This window comes from Gracilimonas amylolytica (assembly GCF_002911695.1).
In the GTDB taxonomy this organism is placed as follows: Bacteria; Bacteroidota; Rhodothermia; order Balneolales; family Balneolaceae; genus Gracilimonas; species Gracilimonas amylolytica.
This window is the reverse complement of sequence record NZ_PQBS01000040.1, coordinates 276,561-301,643: the sequence shown is the minus strand read 5'-3', so window position 1 is coordinate 301,643 and position 25,083 is coordinate 276,561. Positions and strand designations below refer to the sequence as shown.

20 protein-coding genes are annotated in these 25,083 nt (G+C 45.6%); 11 read left to right on the top strand and 9 right to left on the bottom strand.

Going from position 1 to position 25,083, the window contains the following annotated elements:
- The first annotated feature begins 6 nt into the window (after positions 1–6).
- Genes C3B73_RS13530 through C3B73_RS13515 form a run of 4 tightly spaced genes read left to right on the top strand, consistent with a single transcriptional unit; the run spans position 7 to position 4,305 of the window.
- Positions 7–1,074 carry a glycoside hydrolase family 53 protein gene (locus C3B73_RS13530; protein ID WP_103666134.1) on the top strand — a complete coding sequence of 356 codons (1,068 nt, stop codon included), beginning with the start codon at positions 7–9 and terminating at the stop codon, positions 1,072–1,074.
- Between the two features lie 33 nt (positions 1,075–1,107).
- On the top strand, positions 1,108–2,076 hold the full coding sequence (locus C3B73_RS13525) for a DUF5107 domain-containing protein (protein WP_103666133.1): 969 nt from the start codon (positions 1,108–1,110) through the stop codon (positions 2,074–2,076).
- 7 nt (positions 2,077–2,083) lie between these two features.
- Positions 2,084–3,244 (top strand): galactokinase, encoded by a 1,161-nt coding sequence (locus C3B73_RS13520; RefSeq protein ID WP_103666208.1) that lies wholly within the window; start codon positions 2,084–2,086, stop codon positions 3,242–3,244.
- Positions 3,245–3,258: 14 nt separating this feature from the next.
- Positions 3,259–4,305, top strand: a complete 1,047-nt coding sequence (locus C3B73_RS13515; protein WP_103666132.1) for a UDP-glucose--hexose-1-phosphate uridylyltransferase — start codon at positions 3,259–3,261, stop codon at positions 4,303–4,305.
- A gap of 230 nt (positions 4,306–4,535) precedes the next feature.
- Here C3B73_RS13515 and C3B73_RS13510 read toward each other — a convergent pair whose 3' ends face one another.
- Positions 4,536–6,167, bottom strand: coding sequence for a sodium/sugar symporter (locus tag C3B73_RS13510; RefSeq protein ID WP_103666131.1), 1,632 nt, complete (start codon positions 6,165–6,167; stop codon positions 4,536–4,538).
- Positions 6,168–6,398: 231 nt separating this feature from the next.
- On the opposite strand from C3B73_RS13510, the gene C3B73_RS13505 reads away from it, so the two are divergent.
- The gene (locus tag C3B73_RS13505; protein WP_103666130.1) at positions 6,399–6,650 is read left to right on the top strand and encodes a hypothetical protein; all 252 of its coding nucleotides are present in this window, start codon (positions 6,399–6,401) and stop codon (positions 6,648–6,650) included.
- A 40-nt stretch (positions 6,651–6,690) separates the two neighbouring features.
- On the opposite strand, the gene C3B73_RS13500 is transcribed toward C3B73_RS13505, so the two are convergent.
- Positions 6,691–7,434 carry a lysophospholipid acyltransferase family protein gene (locus tag C3B73_RS13500; RefSeq protein WP_103666129.1) on the bottom strand — a complete coding sequence of 248 codons (744 nt, stop codon included), beginning with the start codon at positions 7,432–7,434 and terminating at the stop codon, positions 6,691–6,693.
- A 1,256-nt stretch (positions 7,435–8,690) separates the two neighbouring features.
- Here C3B73_RS13500 and C3B73_RS13495 point away from each other — a divergent pair.
- The gene (locus tag C3B73_RS13495; protein WP_103666128.1) at positions 8,691–9,668 is read left to right on the top strand and encodes a YheT family hydrolase; all 978 of its coding nucleotides are present in this window, start codon (positions 8,691–8,693) and stop codon (positions 9,666–9,668) included.
- Here C3B73_RS13495 and C3B73_RS13490 read toward each other — a convergent pair.
- Positions 9,646–11,871, bottom strand: coding sequence for a patatin-like phospholipase family protein (locus tag C3B73_RS13490; RefSeq protein ID WP_103666127.1), 2,226 nt, complete (start codon positions 11,869–11,871; stop codon positions 9,646–9,648). The two genes, C3B73_RS13495 and C3B73_RS13490, sit on opposite strands and share 23 nt — an antisense overlap.
- Positions 11,872–11,960: 89 nt before the next feature.
- Positions 11,961–12,734, bottom strand: coding sequence for a DUF481 domain-containing protein (locus C3B73_RS13485; protein ID WP_103666126.1), 774 nt, complete (start codon positions 12,732–12,734; stop codon positions 11,961–11,963).
- Positions 12,735–12,896: 162 nt separating this feature from the next.
- On the opposite strand from C3B73_RS13485, the gene C3B73_RS13480 reads away from it, so the two are divergent.
- The 5 genes from C3B73_RS13480 to C3B73_RS13460 all read left to right on the top strand — a co-directional run bounded on the left by C3B73_RS13480 (position 12,897) and on the right by C3B73_RS13460 (position 19,632).
- Entirely contained in the window at positions 12,897–13,850 is a 954-nt protein-coding gene (locus tag C3B73_RS13480) for a YpdA family putative bacillithiol disulfide reductase (protein ID WP_103666125.1), read from the top strand.
- Between the two features lie 630 nt (positions 13,851–14,480).
- Complete coding sequence (locus tag C3B73_RS13475) at positions 14,481–14,708, top strand: hypothetical protein (protein WP_103666124.1); 228 nt, start codon at positions 14,481–14,483, stop codon at positions 14,706–14,708.
- A gap of 507 nt (positions 14,709–15,215) precedes the next feature.
- Complete coding sequence (locus tag C3B73_RS13470) at positions 15,216–16,304, top strand: carboxypeptidase-like regulatory domain-containing protein (RefSeq protein WP_157939520.1); 1,089 nt, start codon at positions 15,216–15,218, stop codon at positions 16,302–16,304.
- Between the two features lie 637 nt (positions 16,305–16,941).
- Positions 16,942–18,027, top strand: coding sequence for a Fic family protein (locus C3B73_RS13465; RefSeq protein WP_103666122.1), 1,086 nt, complete (start codon positions 16,942–16,944; stop codon positions 18,025–18,027).
- A 903-nt stretch (positions 18,028–18,930) separates the two neighbouring features.
- On the top strand, positions 18,931–19,632 hold the full coding sequence (locus C3B73_RS13460; protein ID WP_103666121.1) for an HNH endonuclease: 702 nt from the start codon (positions 18,931–18,933) through the stop codon (positions 19,630–19,632).
- Here the strand turns inward: C3B73_RS13460 and C3B73_RS13455 are convergent.
- The 5 genes from C3B73_RS13455 to C3B73_RS13435 all read right to left on the bottom strand — a co-directional run bounded on the left by C3B73_RS13455 (position 19,622) and on the right by C3B73_RS13435 (position 24,872).
- Positions 19,622–20,056, bottom strand: coding sequence for a very short patch repair endonuclease (locus tag C3B73_RS13455; protein WP_103666120.1), 435 nt, complete (start codon positions 20,054–20,056; stop codon positions 19,622–19,624). The two genes, C3B73_RS13460 and C3B73_RS13455, sit on opposite strands and share 11 nt — an antisense overlap.
- 5 nt (positions 20,057–20,061) lie before the next feature.
- Positions 20,062–21,708: a TIGR02391 family protein gene (locus C3B73_RS13450; RefSeq protein ID WP_103666119.1), complete on the bottom strand. Its 1,647-nt coding sequence runs from the start codon at positions 21,706–21,708 to the stop codon at positions 20,062–20,064.
- A 7-nt stretch (positions 21,709–21,715) separates the two neighbouring features.
- Entirely contained in the window at positions 21,716–22,762 is a 1,047-nt protein-coding gene (locus C3B73_RS13445) for a DNA cytosine methyltransferase (RefSeq protein ID WP_103666118.1), read from the bottom strand.
- An 83-nt stretch (positions 22,763–22,845) separates the two neighbouring features.
- Positions 22,846–23,697, bottom strand: coding sequence for a bifunctional class I SAM-dependent methyltransferase/HIT family protein (locus C3B73_RS13440; protein WP_103666117.1), 852 nt, complete (start codon positions 23,695–23,697; stop codon positions 22,846–22,848).
- The gene (locus C3B73_RS13435; protein WP_232803231.1) at positions 23,697–24,872 is read right to left on the bottom strand and encodes an HNH endonuclease domain-containing protein; all 1,176 of its coding nucleotides are present in this window, start codon (positions 24,870–24,872) and stop codon (positions 23,697–23,699) included. The genes C3B73_RS13440 and C3B73_RS13435 overlap by 1 nt, the downstream gene beginning before the upstream one ends.
- Between the last annotated feature and the right edge of the window lie 211 nt (positions 24,873–25,083).

The following is a 25,083-nucleotide window of genomic DNA, read 5'->3' as shown; positions in this document are numbered from 1 at the left end:
AGCACTATGAAACTTCGATCATTTTTTAGCCTTTTCATTGCCATTCTGATCGCCCAAACGGCAGTGGCTCAACCTACGGATTCAACCTCCTTTCACCTGAATTATGCGGTGGGAGCAGATCTGTCGTTTCTGAAGATGGCCGAGGATAACGGAACCGAATTCAAGGACAATGGTGTCGTGAAGCCGGGACTGGATATCTTTCGGGACCACGGATACGACTGGATCCGTTTGAGATTATTTCATTCTCCCGATCGCCTGCCCAATGACCTGGAGTACACCATTGAGCTGGCACAGGAAGCCAAAAAACGCGGCATGAAATTCCTGCTCGACTATCATTACTCCGATACCTGGGCCGATCCTCAAAAGCAGTGGATGCCGGCAGCCTGGGAAGGCCTGGAGTACGACGCACTTCGGGATTCTGTGTATGACTACACCAAACGAACCATCAAGGCTTTCAAGGAAGCCGGAGTGATGCCGGAGATGGTTCAGATCGGGAATGAGATCCGAAACGGGATGATCTGGCCCGCAGGCCGGCTGCCCGAAAACTGGGATACCTTTGCAGGGCTACTGCAGGCAGGAATTGACGGTGTGGATGCAGGTCGTGGTCAGGCTATGCGCCCCCTCATTATGGTGCACTACGATAACGGGGCAGATGCCCGGGGCAACCGTGAGTTCTATGATAACATCCAGAAGTACGGGATCGAGTTTGACATCATCGGGCTTTCATACTACCCATGGTGGCATGGAAATTTACTGGAGCTGAGAGAAAATCTGCTTTCCCTGATGAAGCATTATGATGAGGATATCATTTTAGTGGAAACTGCTTACAACTGGCGGCCTTCAGAATATACCGAAGAAGGCAAGCTGGCTCCATGGCCTGAAACCCCACAGGGACAAAAGGATTTTCTGGAGACGGTTCATGAAACCCTCATCAACATAAACAGTTCACGAATAAAGGGTATTTTCTGGTGGGAACCGGCCGTGACCGGAGGTTTGCGTTCACGCGGTTATTTTGACGATGAAGGCAATGCCCTGCCGGTCATCAATGTGTTTGACAAGTATAAAAGACAATGACCGCTATCTGAGAATTGTACTACCCCGATCCAAATGGAAGAAACCGAGACCATAAAAAAAGCGCAAAAGAAGTGGAAGGAGCTTGTTCTTGAAAACGAGATCCTTCGGATGACTCTGCTTCCGGAGCTGGGCGGTAAGATGGTTCGGCTTGTGAGTAAGCAAACCGGCACTGAATTTCTGAAACAATATGTGGATAGTGAAGGCGAGCTGAAGCCACCCAAACCGGGTTTCGACTTTAAACCTCCCTATGCCTTTGGGTTTGATGAATGCTTCCCCACCGTGGCTTCTTCTAATTACCTGTACAACGAGGGAGTGATACACTGGCCGGATCATGGCGAGCTTTGGGCTCAGGAATGGGACTATGAGCAAGAGGGACAGAGAATTGTGCTGAATGCTACCGGGGTAAATATGTTATATGAGTTTGAAAAAGAGATCCGGCTCAACGGAAATATTATTGAGATCAGTTATAAAGTTTACAACCAATCGTATCGCCCATTGGATTATGTATGGTCTTCACACCCTTTGCTGGAGATCGATGAACAGGATGAATTGCTGGTCGATAAAAAAATAGACACGGTCTCCATTCACGGAACCGATGACAATGGACAGGTTCTAAAAACAACAACGAAATGGCCGTATGTAATGGGGGATGAAACGGATTACTCGATCGTTCAGCCCGCGAGTGCCAATTGGGCTATGAAATTATTTGCTGAACAGGTGGAAAAAGGCAAAGCCGGGTTATACAGAAAGACTTCCAACGAGTCCCTCATATTTAATTTTGATACAGAGAAAACCCCACACCTTGGTCTATGGTTGTGTTATGGAGGCTGGCCCGAGGATGCAGAAGTTGGAAGCTATACGGTTGCCCTCGAGCCGGCAACCGCCTCCTTTGATAAACTTTCTGATGCTATCAGTCAGAATGAACAAAAGGTCATTGAGCCGGGTGAGAACCATCAATGGAAAATGTCTTTAGAAATTATAAGTGGTAAGGCTGAAATTTGAAGAACTGATGACAGAATTAGAACAAAAGATATACGACCAATTTATTTCGAAGTATGATCACAAACCCCTTTTGGTGAACTCACCGGGGAGGGTCAATCTGATCGGTGATCATACCGATTATAACGATGGGTTCGTCCTGCCGGCGGCTATCGATAAGGTGATCGTTCTTGGTATGGCCAAAAACAAGCTGGAAAAGATCAGGGCATTTTCTGCAGACATGAATGAGTCGGTGGTGATGGATCTCAACGACCTGCATAAAAGCGACAAGAACTGGGCCAATTACATAAAAGGAGTGGTGGCTGAGCTTCAAAAAGAGAAATTTAAGCTGAAAGGGTTTGATGTGGTGTTTGGAGGTAACATCCCGATCGGAGCCGGACTGTCATCATCAGCAGCTCTGGAGGGTGCTCTTACCGTTGGGCTCGATAAGATATTTAAGCTTGGGCTGGATCGTAAAAAGATGGCGCGAATTGGTCAGTTGACCGAGCACAATCATGTGGGCGTAAATTGTGGGATCATGGATCAGTTCATAAACCTGCATGGGGAAGCTGACAAAGCCCTGAAACTGGATTGCCGAACCCTGGATTACGAACTCTATCCGTTCCATCAGGAAGGCATTAAGATCGTTCTTTGCAATTCAAAAGTGAGTCATAACCTGGCGGATTCAGAGTATAATGTGAGGCGGTCGCAGTGTGAGGAAGGTGTTGAGATCCTCAAGCAATATGATCCACAGATCAGGAATCTCCGGGATGTGAGTATGGAACTGCTTGTAGAGCATAAGAGCGAATTTGATCCGGTGGTCTTCAGGCGCTGCAAGTTTGTACTCGAAGAAAACGACCGGGTATTGAAGGCGTGTGAGGACCTGAGTAAAGAAGACCTGAGGTCATTTGGGCAACACATGTTTGAATCGCATGAAGGGCTGAGTAAGGAATATGAGGTCAGTTGTGAGGAACTTGATATCCTGGTTGAACTTGCCAAAGAGCAGGAAGGATTGTTAGGCTGCCGGATGATGGGTGGCGGCTTTGGTGGTTGCACCATCAATCTGGTGGAAGAAACAAAGGTGGCTTCATTCATTGAGTATATCTCGAAAAAATACAAAGAGCGAACCGGTATCGAAGCCGAGATCTATGTAACGCAGATCAACGGCGGGGCACACATTATTGAATCGTAGAACAGGAGCAGATCATGAAACTTGATTTCAACAAACACCCACACCGAAGACTGAATTTACTGACGGGCGAATGGGTACAGGTTTCCCCACATCGCACCAAACGTCCGTGGCAGGGACAGGAAGAGGAGACGGCTCAGAACACCAAGCCGGAGTATGACCCGACGTGCTATCTTTGTCCCGGCAACGACCGAGCCGGAGAAGCCAAGAATCCGGAGTACACCTCCACCTTTTCGTTTGTGAATGATTTCAGTGCCCTGTTGCCTGATACCTCCAACGAGGAAGTCAACGACAGCGACCTGCTGATCGCAAAGGGGGAACGCGGTATCTGCAAGGTGATCTGCTTTTCACCCCGGCACGACCTGACCCTTGCCGAAATGGAACTACCCCAAATTGAAGAGGTGGTTGACCTGTGGGTGAAGGAATACAAAGAGCTGGGCGAAAAGGAATTCATCAACTACGTGCAGATCTTTGAAAACCGGGGAGAGGTGATGGGCAGCAGTAACCCACACCCGCACGGACAGATCTGGGCGCAGGAAACCATACCCGAAGAGCCGGCCAAAGAGATGCGTCAGTTTGAGGCATATTTCAAGAAACACGGCAAGACCTTGCTCAGTGATTACCTGGAACTGGAGTTGAAGCGCAAAGAACGACTGGTGGTGGAAAATGACCACTTTGCCGTGGTGGTCCCCTTTTGGGCCTTCTGGCCTTTTGAGACCCTGCTGATCAGCAAGCGGCCGTTTGGACGGTTCACGGATATGACCGATGAGGAGAAAAAAGCCCTGGCCGATATCGTGAAGAAGATCACGGTTAAATACGATAATGTCTTTAAGGTTTCCTTCCCATATTCAGCCGGATTTCATCCGGCGCCAACGGATGGCAAGGATCATCCGGAGTGGCATTTTCATATGCATTTCTATCCGCCACTGTTGAGGTCTGCCACCATCAAAAAATTCCGTGTGGGATATGAGATGCTTGCCAATTCTCAGCGGGATGTCACCGCCGAATTCAGCGCCCAATGGCTGCGCGACCTGCCGGATGTTCATTACAAAAAACGTGGGTGAGGTCAAAATAACCACGGCCTTGTAAATCGATTCATAATTCCCCGATAACCCCCGTAGAGACGCGTTGCATTGCGCCTATACGGGGGTAATTATATGATCCGGAAATCCATCTGACGGATCACCCGCCTAATGGATTTGAATCGATTTCTGAAGAATATCCAATAAACAGAAAAACGGCCAGACAGGTTTGGGGCCATCTGACCGTTGTTAAATTCTCGCTAAATACATTCTTACCAGAACAGAGCGTATAGAGCTGTGGTAATGATCAATATGATATAGGCTCCGATGTTGAAAGCCGGACCGGTCTTGAATGTGTCTGCGGTAGTATGGATGGCTTTCGGGTCTTCATCCTCGGGATTGGTAGTCAGGCTCACACCGGCGATGATCACAACCGTGAGGATCATGGTATAATACATCTGTGTGAGGAACGGCAGCTCAAGGGATGGGATCTTAAGCAGTAACGCGATTACAATGGATGATAAAACCCCGTAAATCGCACCCTTGGTGGTGGTTTTCTTCCAGAAAAGTCCCATAATGAATACCGCTAAGATACCCGGACTCACCACGCCGGTGTATTCCTGAATGAACTGAAATACCTGAGGCACATCTTCCAGAAGGGGTGCAATAAGAACAGCCGTTACCAAAGCGACAGCTGCTGTGATCCGCCCCATGTTCACAGTCTGTTTGTCAGAGGCATTTTTGTTGATATATGCCCGGTAGATATCCATCGTGAAAATGGTAGCCACGGAATTCAGCATGGAAGCCAGTGAGGACACAATGGCTGCTGCAAGGGCTGCAACCACGAGTCCTTTAAAGCCGGGTGAAAGGAATACACTGATCAGCCACGGATAGGCATTGTCATATTCCACACTCCCATCCGGATTGGTGAATACGCTGAGTACCCCCGGGATCTGAGTAGTACCTTCAGGTTGTGTGTAAAGCACATACACAATGATACCCGGGATCACAACGATCAACGGGATCAGTAATTTCAGGAAGGCAGCAAAGATGATCCCCTTTTGAGATTCTTTAAGTGATTTGGCTGCCAGGGTTCGCTGAATGATATACTGATTGAAGCCCCAGTAATACAGGTTGGCCACCCAAAGTCCGCCGATCAGGACGGCAATGCCGGGCAGGTTATCAAATTCAGGATTAGACCGTTCGAGGATCATATTGAATTTATCGCCGGCTGTATCATACAGGTGAGCCATGCCGTTCAGGATGCCGCCATCGGGGGTCAGATTATACAGGGCAGCAAAGGTGGTCACAAAGCCACCAAGGACCAGCAGTCCAACCTGAAGCACGTCGGTCCAGGCCACAGCCGACAATCCACCATACAGTGAATAAGCGGCGGCGATCAGAGCCAGGCCAACAAGGGCATAAATAACAAGGCTTCCATCACCGGTTCCCATGATGGTATCAAGGGCTTTGGCACCGAGGAACATGACGGTGGTCAGGTTCACAAACACAAAGAGAGCGATCCAGAAAACGGCAAGGATGGTCTTCAGGGTCGTGTTATACCGGTGCTCAATAAACTCAGGAATGGTATAAAGTTTTTTCTCGATAAAGATAGGAAGCAGGTATTTACCGACTATGATCAGTGTGATGGCAGCCATCCATTCGTAAGAAGCGATGGCAAGCCCAACGGCAAATCCGGAACCCGACATTCCTATGATCTGCTCGGCAGAGATATTGGCAGCAATGAGCGAGGCACCGATGGCCCACCAGGGTAATGATTTACCGGCAAGGAAATAATCCTCTGCATTCTTTTGATGGCCTTCCTTATCTCTCGATACCCACAAGCCGATACCAATAATTGCCGCACAGTAGGCTACAAAAACTACAATATCAATAGGTGTCATAATCCCTGATTTATTTGAGTGAGTTTATCAGCTCAAATGTAAACGGAAGTCAGCAAAATTGCTTAGCTTAATTTATATAAATCGTGCAGAAAACAGGATATTTGCAAATCTAAAGTAAAAAAGATGTTAATGAACGGTATAAATTATTTTTTGATTCTATATTTTATATAATAATTCATGGTAATTACTATATTAACATTTAAGATTATTGGTTAACAAAATAATAGTGTTATGGATATTAAATTTGTAAAGCGTGCAAATGTGAAATCATCAAAGAAGAGAACCTCGAAATTCAAACCGCTACTTGAAGCCATCGAAAAACTTAAGCCCGGCGGTCAGGCCGTTGAAGTGAGCTATTCAAATGAAAAGAATATCAATTCGATGCGTACGGCTGTATATCAGTTTGGCAAGCAAAACGACTTTAAGGTAAAAAGCCGAAGAGATGCGGATAATAAGAAGATCTATTTCTACCGCGATAAGTAAGGTTTAAACCGAATTCTGATCAAACCTCCGGTCGTTTTTTTTATTCCACCACATCAGCCCATTTCAGGTACATACTTCTGAGCTGTCGGATATGTTCGTCTATGGTTTCTTTTTGCCATTCGGAAGTATCTACCGGTGGGTGGATGTGGGCTTTTATGTGTCCGCTTTTTGATAGTAAGGAACCGCCAAGACTCAATTCCTGATTCCCCTCAAAATAGATGGGCACGATCGGGTAATTGAGATCGATAGCCATATGAAAGGCTCCCTTCTTGAATGGGCCAATGATACCCAGATGTTTGCGTGACCCTTCCGGCGCTACCATGATGGACAGGTTATCCCGCTTCACACGATCGTAGGTATTCTTAAGTTTGGCTACCGCTTTTTTACTTTTTTTACGCTGAATGAAAACCTGCCCGGTCAGGTGACCGACAATAAAAAAGAGTGGATTGTACTGCAGCTCCCACTTGGCTACAAACCGAATGCCCGGAAGCCCCAGGGCGATCATGGTCACCAGGTCGAGAGTGGAACTGTGATTGATGGTGTAAATGACCGGACGATCAACCGGCTCCCCGTGTTGTATCACCTCAAAATTGATTCCAAGGGTCCACATTACGGGATAGGCGATAAATGGGCCAAAATTCTCTACCACAAAATTAGTGGCTTTACCAAAAGAGAGGATCAGCAAGATCGCGATGACCGGCGTAGAAATAGCGAACATGAAAAAGAACACGATGATCGCCAGAAAACTGCGGAGGTACTCGATCGGAGTTAATGAGGTGGCCATGCAAACTAATGTGTTTGAATTTTGGCTGAATATAGTGGATGCCCGGCACCTCTGAAAATGCAGAATGAAATGAGCGACAAAACTCCATAGATTGGAAGAACCACTGTAGTGGGAGTGGCATGGGTACCAAGGACGGTGGCCAAGGGGTATGATGAGATTGCAGATATCGGATCGGGAGATATTTGAATGACCGATTAATCGAATGACGATGAACAGAATGACCGATTTTGTTCTTTTCCATCCCGGAGGGATGATATGTTAATAACCCCTGGATTTATCCCGGGGTAAACATAAAAAGCAAAGAACCTCCGCCCGGTGGGTGGTATGGTCCCGATGGTCATTCGGAGGTTGGGCAACATACTCGGTCGTGGAACCTACGGAAATGGAACGCGGATAACACAGATATTGAGGATGATCACGGAATGATAGGAGACGAGTTCTTATGCTCAAGTTCGATGACGGTGCTTAACTAAACTATAGGATCCCCGCCTCCGCGGGGATGACCCAATAAGAAAGCAAAAGTACGAGCCCTTTTAGGATATATTGAATACACGGGGAAAAATACTAACAACGCTAAAACTGGTGGGTAATTTAACAATCAATAAAAGCCCAAAGGCTTGCGATCTACGTGTTTTCTTGATCTTTTGGTTCTGGCGCCTGCCCCGTTGAAGAACGGGGGATCAAGCCAAAATGAACAAGATGGGTGAGACTAGGCTAAGAATTCGTGGTGATGGAAACAAGCCCTATTTAACCACCGCACAGGCGAGACGCCTGCGCTAGTGCTATGTTGAATGGTGGTTCATTATCAAGCTATTAGATCCCCGCCTGCGCGGGGATGACCCGCTGTAGGTTGCAGTGGAAGATCAGACATCCGCGAAATCCAAAAATCCCCTGAACACGCGATTCATAAATGATGTACTCAATCGTGAAACTATCTGGTAACTATCTATACACGCTGACCGGGAGCCTGTCTTCCGGCTGAGGCAGGTCCGGACAGGCGTTCCAAACGAGACGCTGGAAACGATCTCTAAATCCGTAAGGGCAATTCATGAATTGCCCCTACGGGTTAGGAATTGGTGCAGGATGATGAAATGAGACAGTTGGTGCGGGTTAGGGTTGATGAATTGATCGACCGATTCACCGATTTTCGATGGACCGAATGACCGATTTGGGGGAGTGGCTTAATATCGTGGAAGCAAAGCTCCTCTGAAAATGCAACATGGTATGAATGCAAAAATCTCAATAGATTGGTGCAGATGACAAAAAATGAACTCTATAACACCAATGGCTTTGAACCCTTTAAACCGGTATGGTGGGCAAGGAATACCCATATCCATACCATTGTAGCCTCGCAATTCACGAAGGTTCAGAAACCACCTCATGAACGGATAGAGATCCCCACGCCGGATGAAGATTTTTTAGAGATCGATGTTTGTGAGGTGGGATCGGATCAACCTGTGGTGGCTTTGTTTCATGGGTTGGAGGGATCAACCGACCGGCATTACATTGCGAATTTGATGGATACGTTGAGAGATGCCGGATTTAGTTCTGTGGCTCTTAACTTCAGGGGATGCGGCAGCCGGCTCAACGATCAGCCACGATTTTATCATTCCGGGGCCACTGACGACTACCGGACATTTTTTGAATGGATACGTCAGCGGTTCCCCAACAAAGATATTTACGCCGTCGGGTATTCACTCGGGGCCAATGCATTGGTGAAATATCTGGGTGAGGAAGGCAAAGACAACCTGGTGAAAAGAGCCGTGGCGGTATCTCCTCCTTACGACCTCAAGGAAGGATCGTTGAGGATGCAGAGAGGCATCAACAAGCTGTATGAAAAACGATTTTTGATCACACTTGCCGAAAAACTTGAGCAGAAAAGGAAAGAGTATCCTGACATGCCGGTGTTTGAGGGAGATACGATCTATGCCTTTGATGATCAGGTGACGGCGCCTCTGCATGGATTTTCGGGAGCTGAGGATTATTACTTCAGGTGCTCGAGCCGTCATTTTTATGGTGGCGTTCGATCAGATCTGCTGATCATACACAGTCAGCAAGATACCCTGTGCCCCATCGAGTTTGCGCCTCAAAAAACACTGAGTGAAAATCGGGCCATTCAAACCCTGTTTACCGAAGAAGGTGGCCATGTTGGCTTTCTGAGCTCCCCTTCAGGATGGTTGTACCGGGTTATCCTGAATTGGTTTGATAAGTCTAAAAATGGTGTCCCACACTGATCTTCATGGAATAAGGTCCGTTGGCATCTTTGGCCATGAGGGTAAGCTCAACCGGTCCGATCAGAGTGATGAGCCCACCCGTTAGGCCGATGCCGTGTTCAAAATCGGTGATAGGCAGATCCCAGGTCCAGGTATCCTGAACCATAGCGGCATTCCACCGGGCCTGCAGGAATCCATTATTCCGGAACTGATACTGTAAACCGGCTTCCATCAGCTTCAGGTTATCGCCGCGTAACTGATGGGTCTGATAACCGAGCAGTGGAAACTGATGGATCGGTCGTACATAATTTGGAATGGCACCGCCACTGTAAAATTTGTAATGCAGGGGCAATTCCTCGGCGAGTGCAAAAGTGCCGCCGGCCGTCAGGCGACTCAAAAAAGAAAAGCGTTCATGTAGCGGCAGGCGGAATTCCCAGCTGAAATTATGCTGAATAAAGTTGAGGCCACTGCCCCAAAGTTCGTTTGAAAATTCGGTATGCACGGTGAGGCGGTTTCCGGATGAAGGAAAGTAAGAGCGGTTGAAAGAATTAAGCTGTAGGGTGCCGTTAGCCGTCAGGATTCGGTCCACATTATTAAGCAGCAGGGTTTCGCCGATGGCCTGATCGATATTATAGAACTCCGCTTTGGCCCCGGCCGACAAGGAAGCATTGCGGAAAGCTCTGATCCAGGTTTTGGCATGGAAAGACAGCGATTCCACATTCACTGAAGAGATAATGGAGTTACTTTCAAATATATCGATGGGGATCCTGAAGCCATCGAGTTTGAAATTAAGTCCTGATTCCGGGTAGAGGGTGTAAGGGAATGCGTAATTAGTAGTGAGCTCCAGCTGCTCTCCCAATCGGAGCTCTGTGATCAGGGCATCCCCATCGCTGATGAGCCGATTGAACATCCCGCTGAATAAAAGAGACGCCCGATAGCGACTGTCATAACGGGCTCCGAGGCCAATGGAATTTTGTTGAGCGGCCGAAATATCTATGTTCAGAATAGACCCTTCTGATTCAGGGTCCGGCAGAATGCGGTAATTGAGATCGTCAATATGCCCCGAAGAATACATGAGTTCCATTTCTTTCGAGATCCTGTCTATGGACAAGATCTGCCCCTCCTGAATGGTGAGAGAACTGCGGAGGCTGTTTCTCAGATATTCATCAGCCCCTGATATCCTGATCTGACTGATCGATATCTGATCAGGTTTTTCCGTGTACGTTCTGTGGGGATGCCCTTCATGCTTTTTTTGAAGCTCCCGAAGCTGAGGTAAAACTTTTCTGGCGGCCGTTTCACCCAGTTTAATGAGCTCAGTGGCCTTGTTGAAATCAAAAGTCGAAAAATCTCTGATCTCAGGGCTGATCAAAATATCCGACTCTCCCCTTTGGATAATGTTGGAGCGCTCACGCAGAAAACCCACCGATTGCGACATGATATCGATAAAAGACCGAAGGCTGTCGGAAGGCAAAATGGGGTCACCCACGTCAGACGAGATCACAAAATCAGCACCCAGCTTTCGGGCATCGGTAGCGGGAATATTCCGGATCACCCCGCCATCAATGTACAGCGAATCTCCAAGCGTTACCGGTTTAAAAACGCTGGGAATGGCGGTACTGGCGCGAATGACCTCCGGCAGGTATCCGCTGTCGAACATCACCCCTTCGCCGGTTTCGAGATTGGTAACCACAGCGGCATAGGGGATGGGCAATTCCCTGAAGTCATTGACATCATGGTAGGCGAGGGTCAGTTCATTGAGAAGCAGAGAGATCTTTTGGCCCTCAATGAGTCCCCGCGGCAAGCTAACGGAGCCATCCTGATAGGGAACCGATAAGATCAATCGCTCACTCGACTGATCCTGAAAAATGGACTGATATTTACGGGGGCGCGTTTCGTTGAAGAGTTCATTCCAATCGGTATAGAGAGCGATATCTTCGAGCTCAGCAGTCGTATAACCGATGGCATAGAGTCCGCCAACCACAGCTCCCATACTGGTTCCTGTGATCACATCCACTTCAATACCGGCTTCCTCAAGCACCTTTAGTACACCAATGTGAGCAAATCCTTTGGCCCCGCCTCCGCTTAAGGCCAGTCCGATCTTAAGCCGCTGTTCCTGTTTCTCGTTTGTGGCAGCAACATCATCCTGTGCCCAGGCTGAGGGAGAGCCGAGCATGGTCCCGAATACAAGCAAGCTTGATAATGTAATGGTAAGCGCGATCCTCATAGTGTATTATGATGTTCCTGAACGAACGGTATAGGTTGATTGGTGATGAAAACAGGGTTTAAATGTAATGGTTTTAGGAACATCATGTGTTACAAACGGATAACGAAACCATTACTTAATTCGTAAGTGAGATTTGGGATGTCGATGATCGGTTCGGCATCATAAGAAGCCACAAAGCTGATGGAAACCGCCACACGTTTACTCAGGTCCATTTCCAGTTCCGACTCAAGAATAGACCGTCCCTTCAGGTATCGGTCGGGCCGCGCCTGATAGTAGCCGACCAGCTTGAATCTTGCCGTTTCACTGAGCCTGCCCCGCAAGGAGATATTACTTGTGCTCTTCAGGAATTCATTTTCTATGGATGCCTCTTCATTCAGCTGCCATTCCTCATATTCTGCCATCAAGGCGGTAGAGATACTAGCCTGCCATTTATCAGATCGGTAAAAGCGGTATTTGATGCCGGCTCCCCCCAACGCACGATTATTCAAACCAAGATTGTTATTGTACTGATACTGAAGGAACAGCTCGGGGGACCATGTTCTTGATCTCCGCAAGGTCGATCGCACATGTACATACCCACTGCTGATGACCGAATTTCCATCCAGATTGACAAACTTGATCTCGTTCAGCAGCATATAGGCGTGTTGATCGGAGAAATAGGACAGATTGGATTCGTTGGTGAATTCAAATACGTTCTCATTGTAATGGTTGAGGGACAGGTCGAATTCAAGCTCACCGTACCATCCTGTGGAATCGCCATTGGCGCGCACGCTTTCGACATTTAAAAGTTGAGCTGTCAGAGTTGGGCTCAGAATTAGGATCAATACACTCAGCAGACAGAGAGTTCTCAGCATTAGATTCATTTCAAAAAGTTAAAGGAGTTATAAATTGGAAACGTGGACATCCTACCATATCACAATCGGGCGAGAATAGTTCCGGGCTTTCATTGTCCAAACACTCAAACGATTCGTATCTTACCCCTGTTGTTAGAGATCACACACTCAAATATAAAACAAGCAAAATAAATGGTCATTATCATTGGAGCGGGGCCCATTGGGCTTGCCACGGGAATCGCACTCAAAGAACGCAATATTCCATTCAAGATCATTGAGAGAGGGTGTTTGGTGAATTCCATTTTTCATTATCCCACTAACATGACCTTCTTTTCCACTTCCGATAAACTTGAGATCGGCAACATTCCTTTTATTTCACATGGCTCAAAGCCAACCCGGGCAGAAGCGCTGGAATACTATCGTCGGGTGGCTGAGCATTATGAACTGCCGGTGAACCTGTACGAAACAGTAGAACGAATGAAAGGGGAAGATGGCAACTTCACCGTTACAACGGATAAGGATACTTATAAGGCCGATAAGGTGATCGTGGCTTCCGGATTTTATGGCAAGCCGAATATGATGAATGTGCCGGGTGAGGAACTGCCCAAGGTGAAGCATTATTATGATGAGCCGCATCCTTATGCTTGGCAGAAGGTGCTGGTGGTAGGCGGAGGTAACTCAGCCGTGGATGCCGCTCTGGAATGCTGGAGAGGCGGAGCCGAGGTAAGTATGCTGCTGAAGTACGATACCATCAAACCGACGGTAAAATATTGGGTGAAACCGGATATCGAGAACCGGATCAAGAATGAAGAGATCCCTGCGTATTTCAACTCTAATGTGAAGGAGATCCGTGAGAAGGAAGTGGTGTTGGATACTCCCGACGGGGAGGTCACCCTGGAAAACGATTTTGTGCTTGCCATGACCGGCTACCACCCTAATTACGATCTGATGGAAAGCCTGGGTATTGAGCTGACCGACGATGAAAAGTGCATGCCGGTGTACGATGAGAACAGTCTCGAGACCAAACGTAAGGGTGTGTATGTGGCCGGTGTGGTATGCGGCGGCATGGACACCAGCAGCCTGTTCATCGAAAACTCCCGGATCCACGCCGAGCAGATCGCCAACCATGTAGAGAAGAGTTTGTAGTTAAACACCGGGTGTTTGGGGTAGTGTCCAATGGATTCACAGTCGAGTGCATCATCTGTGAATCGCGGATTCAGGAGATTTTTGGATTTCGCGGATGTCTGATCTACCACCGCCCCCTCCACCGGTCATCCCCACGCAGGCGGGGATCTGATAGCTTGATAAAACACCACCATTCAACTTAGCACTAACGCAGGCGTCTCGCCTGTGCGGTGTTACAATAGGCTTGTTCCCAAACTTCCCGATATAATCGGGAGAACGCATGTCCGGGCCCTACCTCAACGGCAGGCAGGCTCCCGGTCCGCGTGAGTGAATTGTGCCACGATGGTCTCAGGACCGAATGTATTGCCCAACCTCCGAATGACCATCTGGGCCATACAACCCACCGGGCGGAGGTTCTTTGATTCTCATATCTACCCCGGGATAAATCCCGGGGCTAGTTATGTCATCCCGTTGGGATAAATTCACAAAACAAAACGGTTCCTGACTCACCGTCTCCGGTCAATCAAAAGATCAGTCATTCAGTTAATTCGGTTACCGGTTTTGATTTCAAGGTCAAAAACTCAGGAACAGCTTTGAGCAGTGGTGGGTTGAATTTTATATATTTAAATTGAATTAAAAGAGGAACATGCCATGGATGAAAACAATGCGGTCAGGGAAGAATTAGTGGAGTGGATCACTAAGCCGGGGAATGAGGATCTGCTTGAGACTTTAAAATTGATGAAGGAATCCGGGTCCTTACAAGAGTATTGGTATGAGGGATTAACCGACGATGAAAGGGGATCGATCAAAAAGGGGCAAGAGGATCTAAAAGAAGGTCGATCACTAAGCAGTAAGGAATTCTGGGAAAAACATGGCTGAAAAGAGGATACATGTGATCACGATTTTGGATCACAGGCAAAGTCATTAAATAGGGGTTGGAGCTTTGGTACGTGCATCATCTGTGAATCGCGGATTTAGGGGATTCTGGGATTTCGCGGATGTCTGATCTTCCACCGCCCCCTCCACCGGACATCCCCGCGAAGGCGGGGATCCTATAGTTTAGTTAAGGACCGTTATTGAATTTGAGCATAAGAACTCGTTTCTCATCATTCCGTGATGATCAGCCGTATCCGTGTTATCCGCGTTCCATTCCAAAGAGTTCTATGATCGAATACATTGCTCAACCTCCCACGAAGACAAATTTAGCACCGGTCTCCCCAGTAGGCAGGCTTAACACAAATCACTAATCACCAATCACTAAAACCAACCTCTTCCCCTTGCACCTCTTGTGGGTTGTTATTAGAATCTGAGTATCGGTATCGGTATCGGAATTGGTCTTTAACCGTTTGATAGTTAGATAGATCCTGAGGGGCAAACATGCGTCAAATGATATACATATTGCTGATCAGTGGTTTTACCACGTGGTTTGGTATGCAACCGCTTTGGGCTCAGGGCGTTGTGGCGGGGCGACTCACAGATTCCGATACCGGACAGCCGCTGCAAGGCACACATATCTTTTTATCGGGGACCAAAATCGGTACGCAGACCGATGCCACCGGCCGCTATATGATGCGCGACATTCCACCCGGATTTTACCGCCTGGTGATCTCCCGTATCGGATATGGCCGCAAGACCTACGGGTTACAAATGGGCGATGGCGACCACAAACTCATCGACCTCAGCCTGAAGCCGGTCGTGTACCAAATGGGTGACCTGAATGTGGATCACCTTGACGACAAATGGCGCAAGAACTACGACTATTTTGAAGAACTCTTCCTGGGTTATACCGAAGGAGCCGAGTCCACGGTGATCCTTAATCCGGAAGTTCTACGGTTCGACTCCAATTTTTGGGGCCGGCTGACTGCCAAAGCCCTGGCTCCGTTGCAGATCGTGAATAGGTCGCTGGGGTATCAGGTCACCTACTACCTGAATGAATTCAAGCATACGGGCGACCGCACCTTCTGGGATGGGGAACCGCTTTTCACGGAGATGACGCCCCGCGACTCCCTGCAGCAGGCCGAGTGGGAAGCCAACCGCCGTGAGGCTTTTTATGGTTCGATGCGGCACTTTTGGCTGGCCATACTGGACGACCGCCTCGAGGAGGAAGGCTTTTTGTTGTACAACGTAAGGGAATCGCGGCAACCCGGATTTTCCGACCATCGCCGGCCGGTGAATGTTGACCGTATTGTGGAAGAAGGCGAGCGGGCCTATCTGCATCAGGTGCAGTATTCCGGCTTTCTGGAGATCATCTACACCCGCGAGCCTGAGGATCGGCGCTACCTGAATTGGGCGACTGAGCTGAAACGCGGCCCGATCAAGTCACAGGTTTCGTGGCTGGAACTGAACGACCGCTCCATCACCGTAGATGCCGACGGGGAGGTCGTGCAGCCGTATGGCGTAACTCAGCTTGGCTATTTCGGTTTTCACCGCCTGGCAGATCTCACCCCGCGCGATTACCGCCCGGAAGGATATTGAATATCGAATATTGAACCTGCCTCGCCGCAGGCAGGCATTCAACATTCAATTTCGAAGTGGGGGGTATTTCTGCCCACAAAACCCAAAAAGGGCGTCATCCTGATCCGCCGGCTGGCGGAGGAGGACGTAATTTATGCTTAGTAAATAGATAGCACAGCATGGGCTTTGGTCAGTGCTGTGTTTTGAACCGGGATTTACAGAATTATAAAACGGATTCCCAAGATCCAACCAGGAGTTTCCCCGCTTGGGCGGGGATTAAGGGGTGGGTAAAAGTAGCCAGGGTTTGGTAGTAAACTGCATACAAACCAACTCAAAATGGGTCATCCTGATCCGCCGGCTGACGGAGAAGGATCTTGCCTATTCTGATTTGATTACCCTGATCACGACCCCATCTGCCTGCCTGCCGTTTGAGGCAGGTCTTCTCCTCGCCTGCCCCGAGCATTCGTGGGCAAGGAGAAGGACTCTTGTTATGCCTGGTAAACAGACAACAAAGCATGGGCTTTGGTTAGTGCCGTGTTTTGAACCGGGATTTACAGGATTCATTTACCACCATCCTGTCGATGATATCGACAGGTGGGTAATATATGTCGATAAATTGCGTATATTTCGACACATTATCATTTAATAATGAGCATTTATGTCCGATTACGCCAATCAGCCTTATAACATACTCCCTCTGCTGCCGCCGAAGGCGGATCTGGAATCACCGGCGATCCTGAAAGCCGCCATTGCGGCCAATCGTGCGCTGGCGGAGCTGAAGGGGAAGGCTCAGGGACTTCCCAATCCCTCCATTTTGATCAACAGTATTGTGGCGCAGGAGGCGAAGGCGAGTTCGGAGATCGAGAATATCGTCACAACCAATGATAAACTGTTCATGGCGCTTTCGGCAAACGATCAGCAAACGGACCCTCAGACCAAAGAGGTGCTGCGATACCGGCAGGCCTTATGGCAGGGCATCTCAAAGCTGGAGAACAACGACCTTGGCCCCACTTTCTTTGTGGAACTCATGCAGACCATCAAGGAATCGAAGGATGGGATTCGGGAAGATTCCGGAACCGTGATCGCCAATCCCAGGACCCGGAAGATCATCTACTGGCCGCCCGAGGGAAAAGAACTGATCCTTGGGTTGCTTCAGAACCTGGCAGATTATATTCAGGCCGAAGATGACACCGACCCGCTGATCAAGATGGCGGTAATGCATTATCAGCTTGAGGCCATCCATCCGTTTGAGGACGGCAACGGGCGAACCGGACGTATTTTGAATATCCTCTACCTCATGCGGCAAAACCTGCTCCATCAGCCGGTGCTGTATCTCAGTGATCATATCATTGCCCATAAACCGGATTATTACCGGCTGCTGCGGGAGGTCACCGAGCAGGAGGCCTGGGAACCATGGATCCTGTTCATGATGGAGGCCGTTCGGCAAACCTCCGAAAAGACCATGTCCCGCATTGATGACATTCAACAGCTATTGGAAGAGACCCTGGCCGAAGCTAAATCGGTATTACCCGACCGCGTGTATTCCAAGGAACTGATCGAGTTATTGTTTGAGCAGCCCTATTGTAAAGTGAAGTTCCTGGTGGAACGTGACCTGGCCAAGCGACAGACGGCTGCTGATTATCTGAAGGAGCTGGAATCGGCCGGTTTCCTGAAGAGCAGACAGGTGGGGCGGGAGGTCCTGTACCTGAATACCCGGCTTTATGACCTTCTTTCGACCGGATAATTGGAACTTTGGAATATTGAATATTGAACAAGGAATATTGAATTTTGAAATGGGACCTATTCAATATATCCATACAAATTAACCACTTCATTATTCGATATTGGATATTCTTCTGTTCGATATTCAAAGAGTTCCCCTGTAGCGAGCAAGCAAACCAAATAAGGGCGTCATGCTGATCCGCCGGCTGGCGGAGGGTGTGAGGGGTTGGATTTGACTTACGAACCCAAAAAGTGGTCATCCTGAGGAACCGAAGGATCTTGCCTATTCATAGCTGGTTACCTATATCGACTTAAACACCGTCATCTGTCTTCGGTCCCCGGTCAAAACTACCCGGTTACCCTGTTCACGACCTCTTCTGTCTTCTCCTCGCCTGCCCCGAGCATTCGTGGGCAAGGAGAAGGACGCCTGTTATACCTGGCAAACAGACAGCAATGCATGGGCTTTGGTTAGTACATCGTTTTGAACCAGGATTTACAGGATTATCAAACGGATTTCCAGGATCTACTTCACCATTCAGTATTCCTTGTTGGATATTCGATATACACCGCGTTGCCTCGTTACGAAGGTCTACCTTCGTACTCTTCCCCGAAGCTCCTGCTTCGAAGTATTAGGCTATTAATAACGGTCAGGATTGTGTACCTGTATTCAATTCCCCCCCTTTCTTTTGTGCCGATACTGATCTGCATCAGCACAGGCTCCAGAAACAAAAGCTCCCGGCTGCGAAAAATGAGCTGAGTCTGACTCCATTACGTTAAAAAAAAATCACCGGGCTTGCCTGAAAGTAAAGTGCCATGCGGTTTGATTTCTTTCTTAACGCTACATTCCGTCATCTTTTTAACGCTTTTTTTCTAAGGCCGATTGGAATTGATATATTCTTTAAGATCATTAAATCAACTTAAGTGAATGACTTTCAAAAGATGGCTTAATTCAACAAAACTATCGGAAGCTTCTGTAAAAAAGTATTCCGGTGCAATTTTCGGTTCCATTTCGGAATGGGCAAGAGAAGCAGGATTGGTTGACTCCTCTTTAATCGAAGTATCCAACCCACGGGAATTTGAAAAGCTTTCTGAGAAAATTGCACAGCTTCCCATTTTTATTGAGCGGAATGAGAAAGGGAATCACATGTACAGCAGTGCCCTGAATAAATACCAAGAGTATTTAAAGAATGCTTCTGACGAATTGGAGGAAGACTTAGAAGAAATCATAAGAGATAGCTCGTATGCGGAAACGGATAAAGTTACACTCATAAACTCAAGAGTTGGTCAAGGAGAATTTAGACGGAATTTACTCTCATACTGGAAGGGCTGTGCAGTAACGAGATATAAAACACCTTCAATGTTAATTGCTTCTCATATAAAACCTTGGAGAGATTCCGATAATCAGGAAAGGCTTGATAAGTATAACGGGCTGCTACTCACTCCGAACCTCGACAGGGCTTTTGATACCGGGTTCATTTCATTTAACGGCAAAGGACAAATTCTAATATCTGAAATTCTTGAAAGCCCTGAAATTTTGGGTATCAACGAATCCATGCAAATCAAACTGGAAGACAGGCATCGAGAATATTTGGAATATCACCAAGATGAGGTGTTTCTCAGTTTTTGAATGAATTTTTCTTTTTAATCTTTTGGGCAAGTTTTTCAAGGCGTTGAACACGATCCAATTTGTTTAGAATCTCACATTCCCAAATAGTCAAAACGTTCCAGCCATTTTCTTCAAGGGCTTCTTTGTTTCGGATGTCTCTTTTCTTTGTGCCGTTGATTTTTTTCTCCCAGAATTCTTTCCTTGTTTCCGGCAAGCCTCCTTTTTTACAATCATGTCCGTGCCAGAAGCAACCGTGGACAAAAATTATCGTTTTGTACTTTGGTAGAACAATGTCCGGTTTTCCGGGATAGCGTTTGTCGTTTTTGAGATAGCGAAACCCCTGAGAGAATAGATACTTGCGAACGATAATTTCCGGCTTGGTTTCCTTGCCGGAAATGTTGGACATAATCTTAGAGCGTTTTTTAGTAGTGTATATATCTGCCATCAATTTTATTGAATTAAAATAGCTACATCTAATCTTCTATAGAGATGAGATAAAAGGCTTAAAGCATCTAAACAGTCCTTTTCAGTAAATAATCCCGATTCTTTTAATTCAAGGTGTTCCTCATGTTGCAGCGGATGGCGACCACCTACAACTATACCTTCAGATAAAATCTTTTGAGCTTCTTCAATGTTATTTATAGTTCGTTGTTCAAAATTAGTACCATCCGATCTTTTATAACCTTGAGTTACTTTTAAAAGTCCATTAAAGGCAGCTTGCATCAAGTTTCTTTCATCAAGGTTAGTTTTTCGCGCTTTCTTTTTTACTGCTGATACATATCGTTTTAGACCTTCAATGAAGGCTGCATAATAATATTCGTCTTCATAATGTTTTTTAGAAACTTTTTGTATTTCAGGATGCAAGTGCCTCCAATGAAAATATGGATATTCAGGAGCTATGTCATGAAATGCTGTTACAACATCTGATTGATCTGAATCTTGTAATTCGGAATCTTCAAGTTTGAGGATCACGGGTTCAATTTTACTTCTTACATCGGCTGGTAATTTATCAAACCATTCCACGATATTAATTTTAGATTTTTTTTGAATATTAACTCTTCGAACCTCTTTCCTTTTTTCCCTCCATTTTCTTTCTAATTCAGACATTGTTTTTTTTAAGTACTCTTTTAATTCTTCTGTTTTGGGCAAATCCCAACTTAAAGATTGGCGATCTGTAGAGATAACATCCTCGTCCCAGTCATCTACATAATCGACATCCAACCAGCCTGTGAAATAAGAAAATCCATGACTTGATTCAGAAACTCCAAAAAATTCAGGAGCATTAACTAACCGTCCATTTGCAAAAAGTGTTATACCCCGCAAACCCGGTTTTAAGGGTTTTTCAGTTGATAGGATCTTTCCATTGATGTGATCAGAATATTCGTATTCATAGTCTACATTTTTTGAGAACTCAGGGAAGATCCATTCAAATTGTGATTCAATGTTTTTGAATTTTAGCTTTTCATTAATTTGAATTGGTTCATCATCATTTAATGAAAGAAAAACTCGAAAGTTTTTATCGAAGAGATTGAAAAGCTTTGATAAGCTAATCGCCAGATCTTCTTTATTAAATGGAGATTTTCTCTTTAAATCTTGCAATATAATCTCTGTTCCTTGGTTGTCTACATGGGTCTTCTCTTCCTTAAAATTTGGTTTATAATCTGTGCCATTAGTGTTCAGAAGATCATGCCAACTTAACGTAAAGTTTACTTTCGAACCCGTTCCTGCTTTTATAGTTTCAATATCTATAATATCTGCTAATCCAAAAAAAGCAAGCTTTCCTAACCCTTTTCTGCCCGTAACTTTTCTTTCTCCACTGGGACTGAATTTGTCACCTTCTTCCCTCCTTTTTCTTCCAATCCTTAAAAATTTTTCATTCAAATCTTCAAATGACATTCCCACTCCATCATCTGTTATTTGAATCCGCTTGTTCTCCTCATTCTCGTATAAATTTATAAATACAGTTTTAGCATCAGCATCGTACGCATTGGCAATTAATTCCGCTAATGCATTCGGTAAATTAGAATACATCTTCACCCCTAAATGTTCTATTGTATGAGGGTCGAAGCTCATCAATAGTTCTTTTTCCCGAGCCATAAATCTCCTATTTCTTAAATACTTTAGATATTTGAAGTGCCATTTTTGGAGGAACAGCATTCCCAATCATTTTTCCAATAACGGAAACATTATTCGAATGAAAAACATACTTCTTGGGAAAGGATTGAAGTGTAGCCCCTTCGCGTATAGAAATTCCACGATCTTGTTCCGGATGACCGTAACGACCACTGGACGTATATCTGAATTTTGTGGTAATCGTGGGTGAAGGTTTGTCCCAACTCATACGTCCATACACATCGGTATGTCCCGAATGGTTCTTATAACAGTCTAATTGTAATTCTTCATCATCGGCAAAATCAAGACGGTTTCCTCCGTCTTTTCCAACTTTTTTAATTCGTTTTAGGTTAACCTTCGTTAATCCGGCAACCGTATGCATAAAATCGGTATCATCAACATGCCCGGCTTTAACTGGGACAAATTCTCTATAATTGCCGATGGCATCTTTCACCGTTTTAATATTTTCTTTATCTCCTTCAGGTATCGAAATTTCATTTTGCACCCTGGTAGCAATCAGAACATATCTGCGACGATTTTGTGGGACTCCGAAATACTTAGCATTTATCACTTTGTCATCAAATACATATCCTTTTTTTGAAAGAAATTGTTTGAATTTACCAATTGGGCTTTCCTTACTTCTATCAAATCCCGGAACATTTTCAATAAAAATATATCCGGGATTAAAATAGCCTACAAATTTTTGGAAGTCCTCCAAAAGAAGCCGGGAGTCTTTAGACTTGGTTTTGTCAGTTTTAAGATTAGAATAATATTGGCAAGGGCTACACCCAATAAAAATCAGATTATCATCATCTTTTGATATCCTGAGTTTCTTTACTAAATCTTCAAAACTAAGCTTTGAAATATCTTTATGAATAAACTTGGAACCGGGATTGTTTTTCTCATAAGTCTCTTTGAAAACATCATCAACATCTATTCCGCCAAGAACTTTAATGTCTGCCTGCTTGAATCCACAGGTTACGCCACCCGCGCCGCAAAAGAAGTCGACCGCGATCAGTTTTTGATTTTCTTTGCTCACCTTTCTGAAGATTACCTTATTTGATTAATTTATTGGAAAATAACACAAGCTATATCTAATGAAAGTATTAATTTCAGGATATCTCAATAATCCCCCATCCCCGGAATCACATTCCTAATCCCACCACGGGGATTTTCCACATCTCCTTTATAACGGGGAATGATGTGGATATGTGTGTGGAAGACGGTTTGTCCGGCGGCCTCGTTCATGTTAAAGCCGATGTTGAATCCGTCGGGTTGGTATTTCTTTTCTACAATCGTTTTCACTCGTTCCATCATGATTTGGCAAGCGGTTTTTTCCTTGTCGGTCATGTCAAAATAGTTGCGCGATTTCCGCTTGGGAATCACCAGCGCGTGGCCTTTGCTCACCGGGTATTTGTCGTAAATGCTGTACACCGTGGCCAGTTCAGATATAAGTTCGGCATCGGGAGACGGATTTTCAAAAATACCTTCCTTGCCGTTATCCACCTGGGTGAAGTGCCGGTATTCGTAGATCTCGCAAAAATCGTTTTTGAAGAAGGTTTTGTAGGGCAGTTTCACATTGCATTGGTAGGTCGGCATTTTGTGTACGTAATGCGTTCGATATCCATATCTTTTCAAATCCCGGCGGACGGTGAAATAGGCTTTCCCGGTTGGTTTCAGCAACTCACTGACCGACATTAACACTTCCGCCTGTTCTTCCGGCAACAACACATTCAGCACGTACTGGCATAGAATGGTATCAAATTTTTGAGTGGGATAATCGGGAGCATAGTGGGGATCATAATTGGCGCAGAAAATCCCTTTGGCATTCAGGAATTCTGCATCTTTCCCAAATCCCGAGCCGAAATCCAGCACTTCTCCTTCAATCACTCCCATGGTGTAGAGCTTGCGGGTGGGGTACGAAACCTTATCCCGTTCTTTGGCGGTGAGATGTGAATTTGGATTTTCTTTCATCACAAATTGAAGGCTTCAAAACCACGGGTTTCTATTAGGTATCGGCTTTTATCTTTTAGAGCATCAAAGGCAATAATCTCCCAGTTTTTTTGATCTAATAATTCTTTATTCACTAAACTAACTTTTAATTCCCTTGTAAAGATTTCTGGCTCCTGGTTATAAATATATTTCCAGTAGTCAATAATCCGATCTTTGCTTTGATTGAGAAGATTTATATCAGGGATGCGGTCATTTTTATCACCATTCACCTTTTTCTTCGAAGGCAGAAGGTTCCAAAGGTCGTTGTTTCTCCATACTGCAAATGGTAATACATGATCAATATTTCGGTCATCTTTGATCTTTTTTCCACTCCATACACAGTAAAGTGGACCAATTTCTTGTGTATAGTCATCAAAAATTCTAGATGAGATTGAAACGTCTCTTTCGTTTAGAGGGGATTGAAGAATTTTAGGGAGCACTTTATTCATGGATAAGGACCGGTCTCCTTTTGCAACGGTGAATTTTGCCCAATTAATTAGAATCGAGTGCGTACCGGTTATAAAACTTCCCAAATATTCAAACACTGAAAAATAATCTTTAGGAATTGAAAATTGACCAAACCGATCTATCATAAACTCAACATCAAGTTTATTAGGTTTACTGAGTCTTTGGTCTCCTTCTACTTTTTTAAAAATGGAGTAATGATTATTCGAAATGGATCCTCCAATATACCTCATAGGTTGTTTGGTTATAGTATCTCGAATTGATTTACAGAGATAATAAATAGTTGTATTCAGAGTACTTGGATAGCTGCATTTGATGAAATCTTTGTAAAAGACATCATAGCCACCTTTGTTTTGATAGTAATCTGTTAACTTTTCAAATTGGGATCTGAAAGTTAGAGTCCTAGTGCTAAGGTTGTCTCCACTTTTCTGCGGTAATCTTGCTTCAATAATTGGGTAATAATATTCCAACCATTTTAAAACCAATAAGCCCACAGGCATAATGACACGGTCACCTTTTGCTACTATGTGTGGAGATTTCTCTTGTATCACTTCAATGGTAGCCCGGAGCAAAGCAAATTTATAGGTAGTGTCTTTACTGTCCCTCTCAATGATTTGGTTGATATTTTTTAGTACCTCGTATTCCATCTCCCCAAAACTAAACTTTATTAAGGATAAAGCAAGGCGGATCAAAACATTAGGTGACTGAGGAAGGGAGGCTATAAAACCGGTTCACCCGAAAAAGAAAGGCATAAAAATAGCCCGACCGGATAACTTCCGTGGGCGTGCATTTAGAATATAGAATACCGAAGTGAGTCACTAGTTGGTTACTGAGTTCCCTTACCCCATTCATTAGCCGGACTTAGTTTCCAAACTCATATTAAACTATAAACTCAGCACTAAT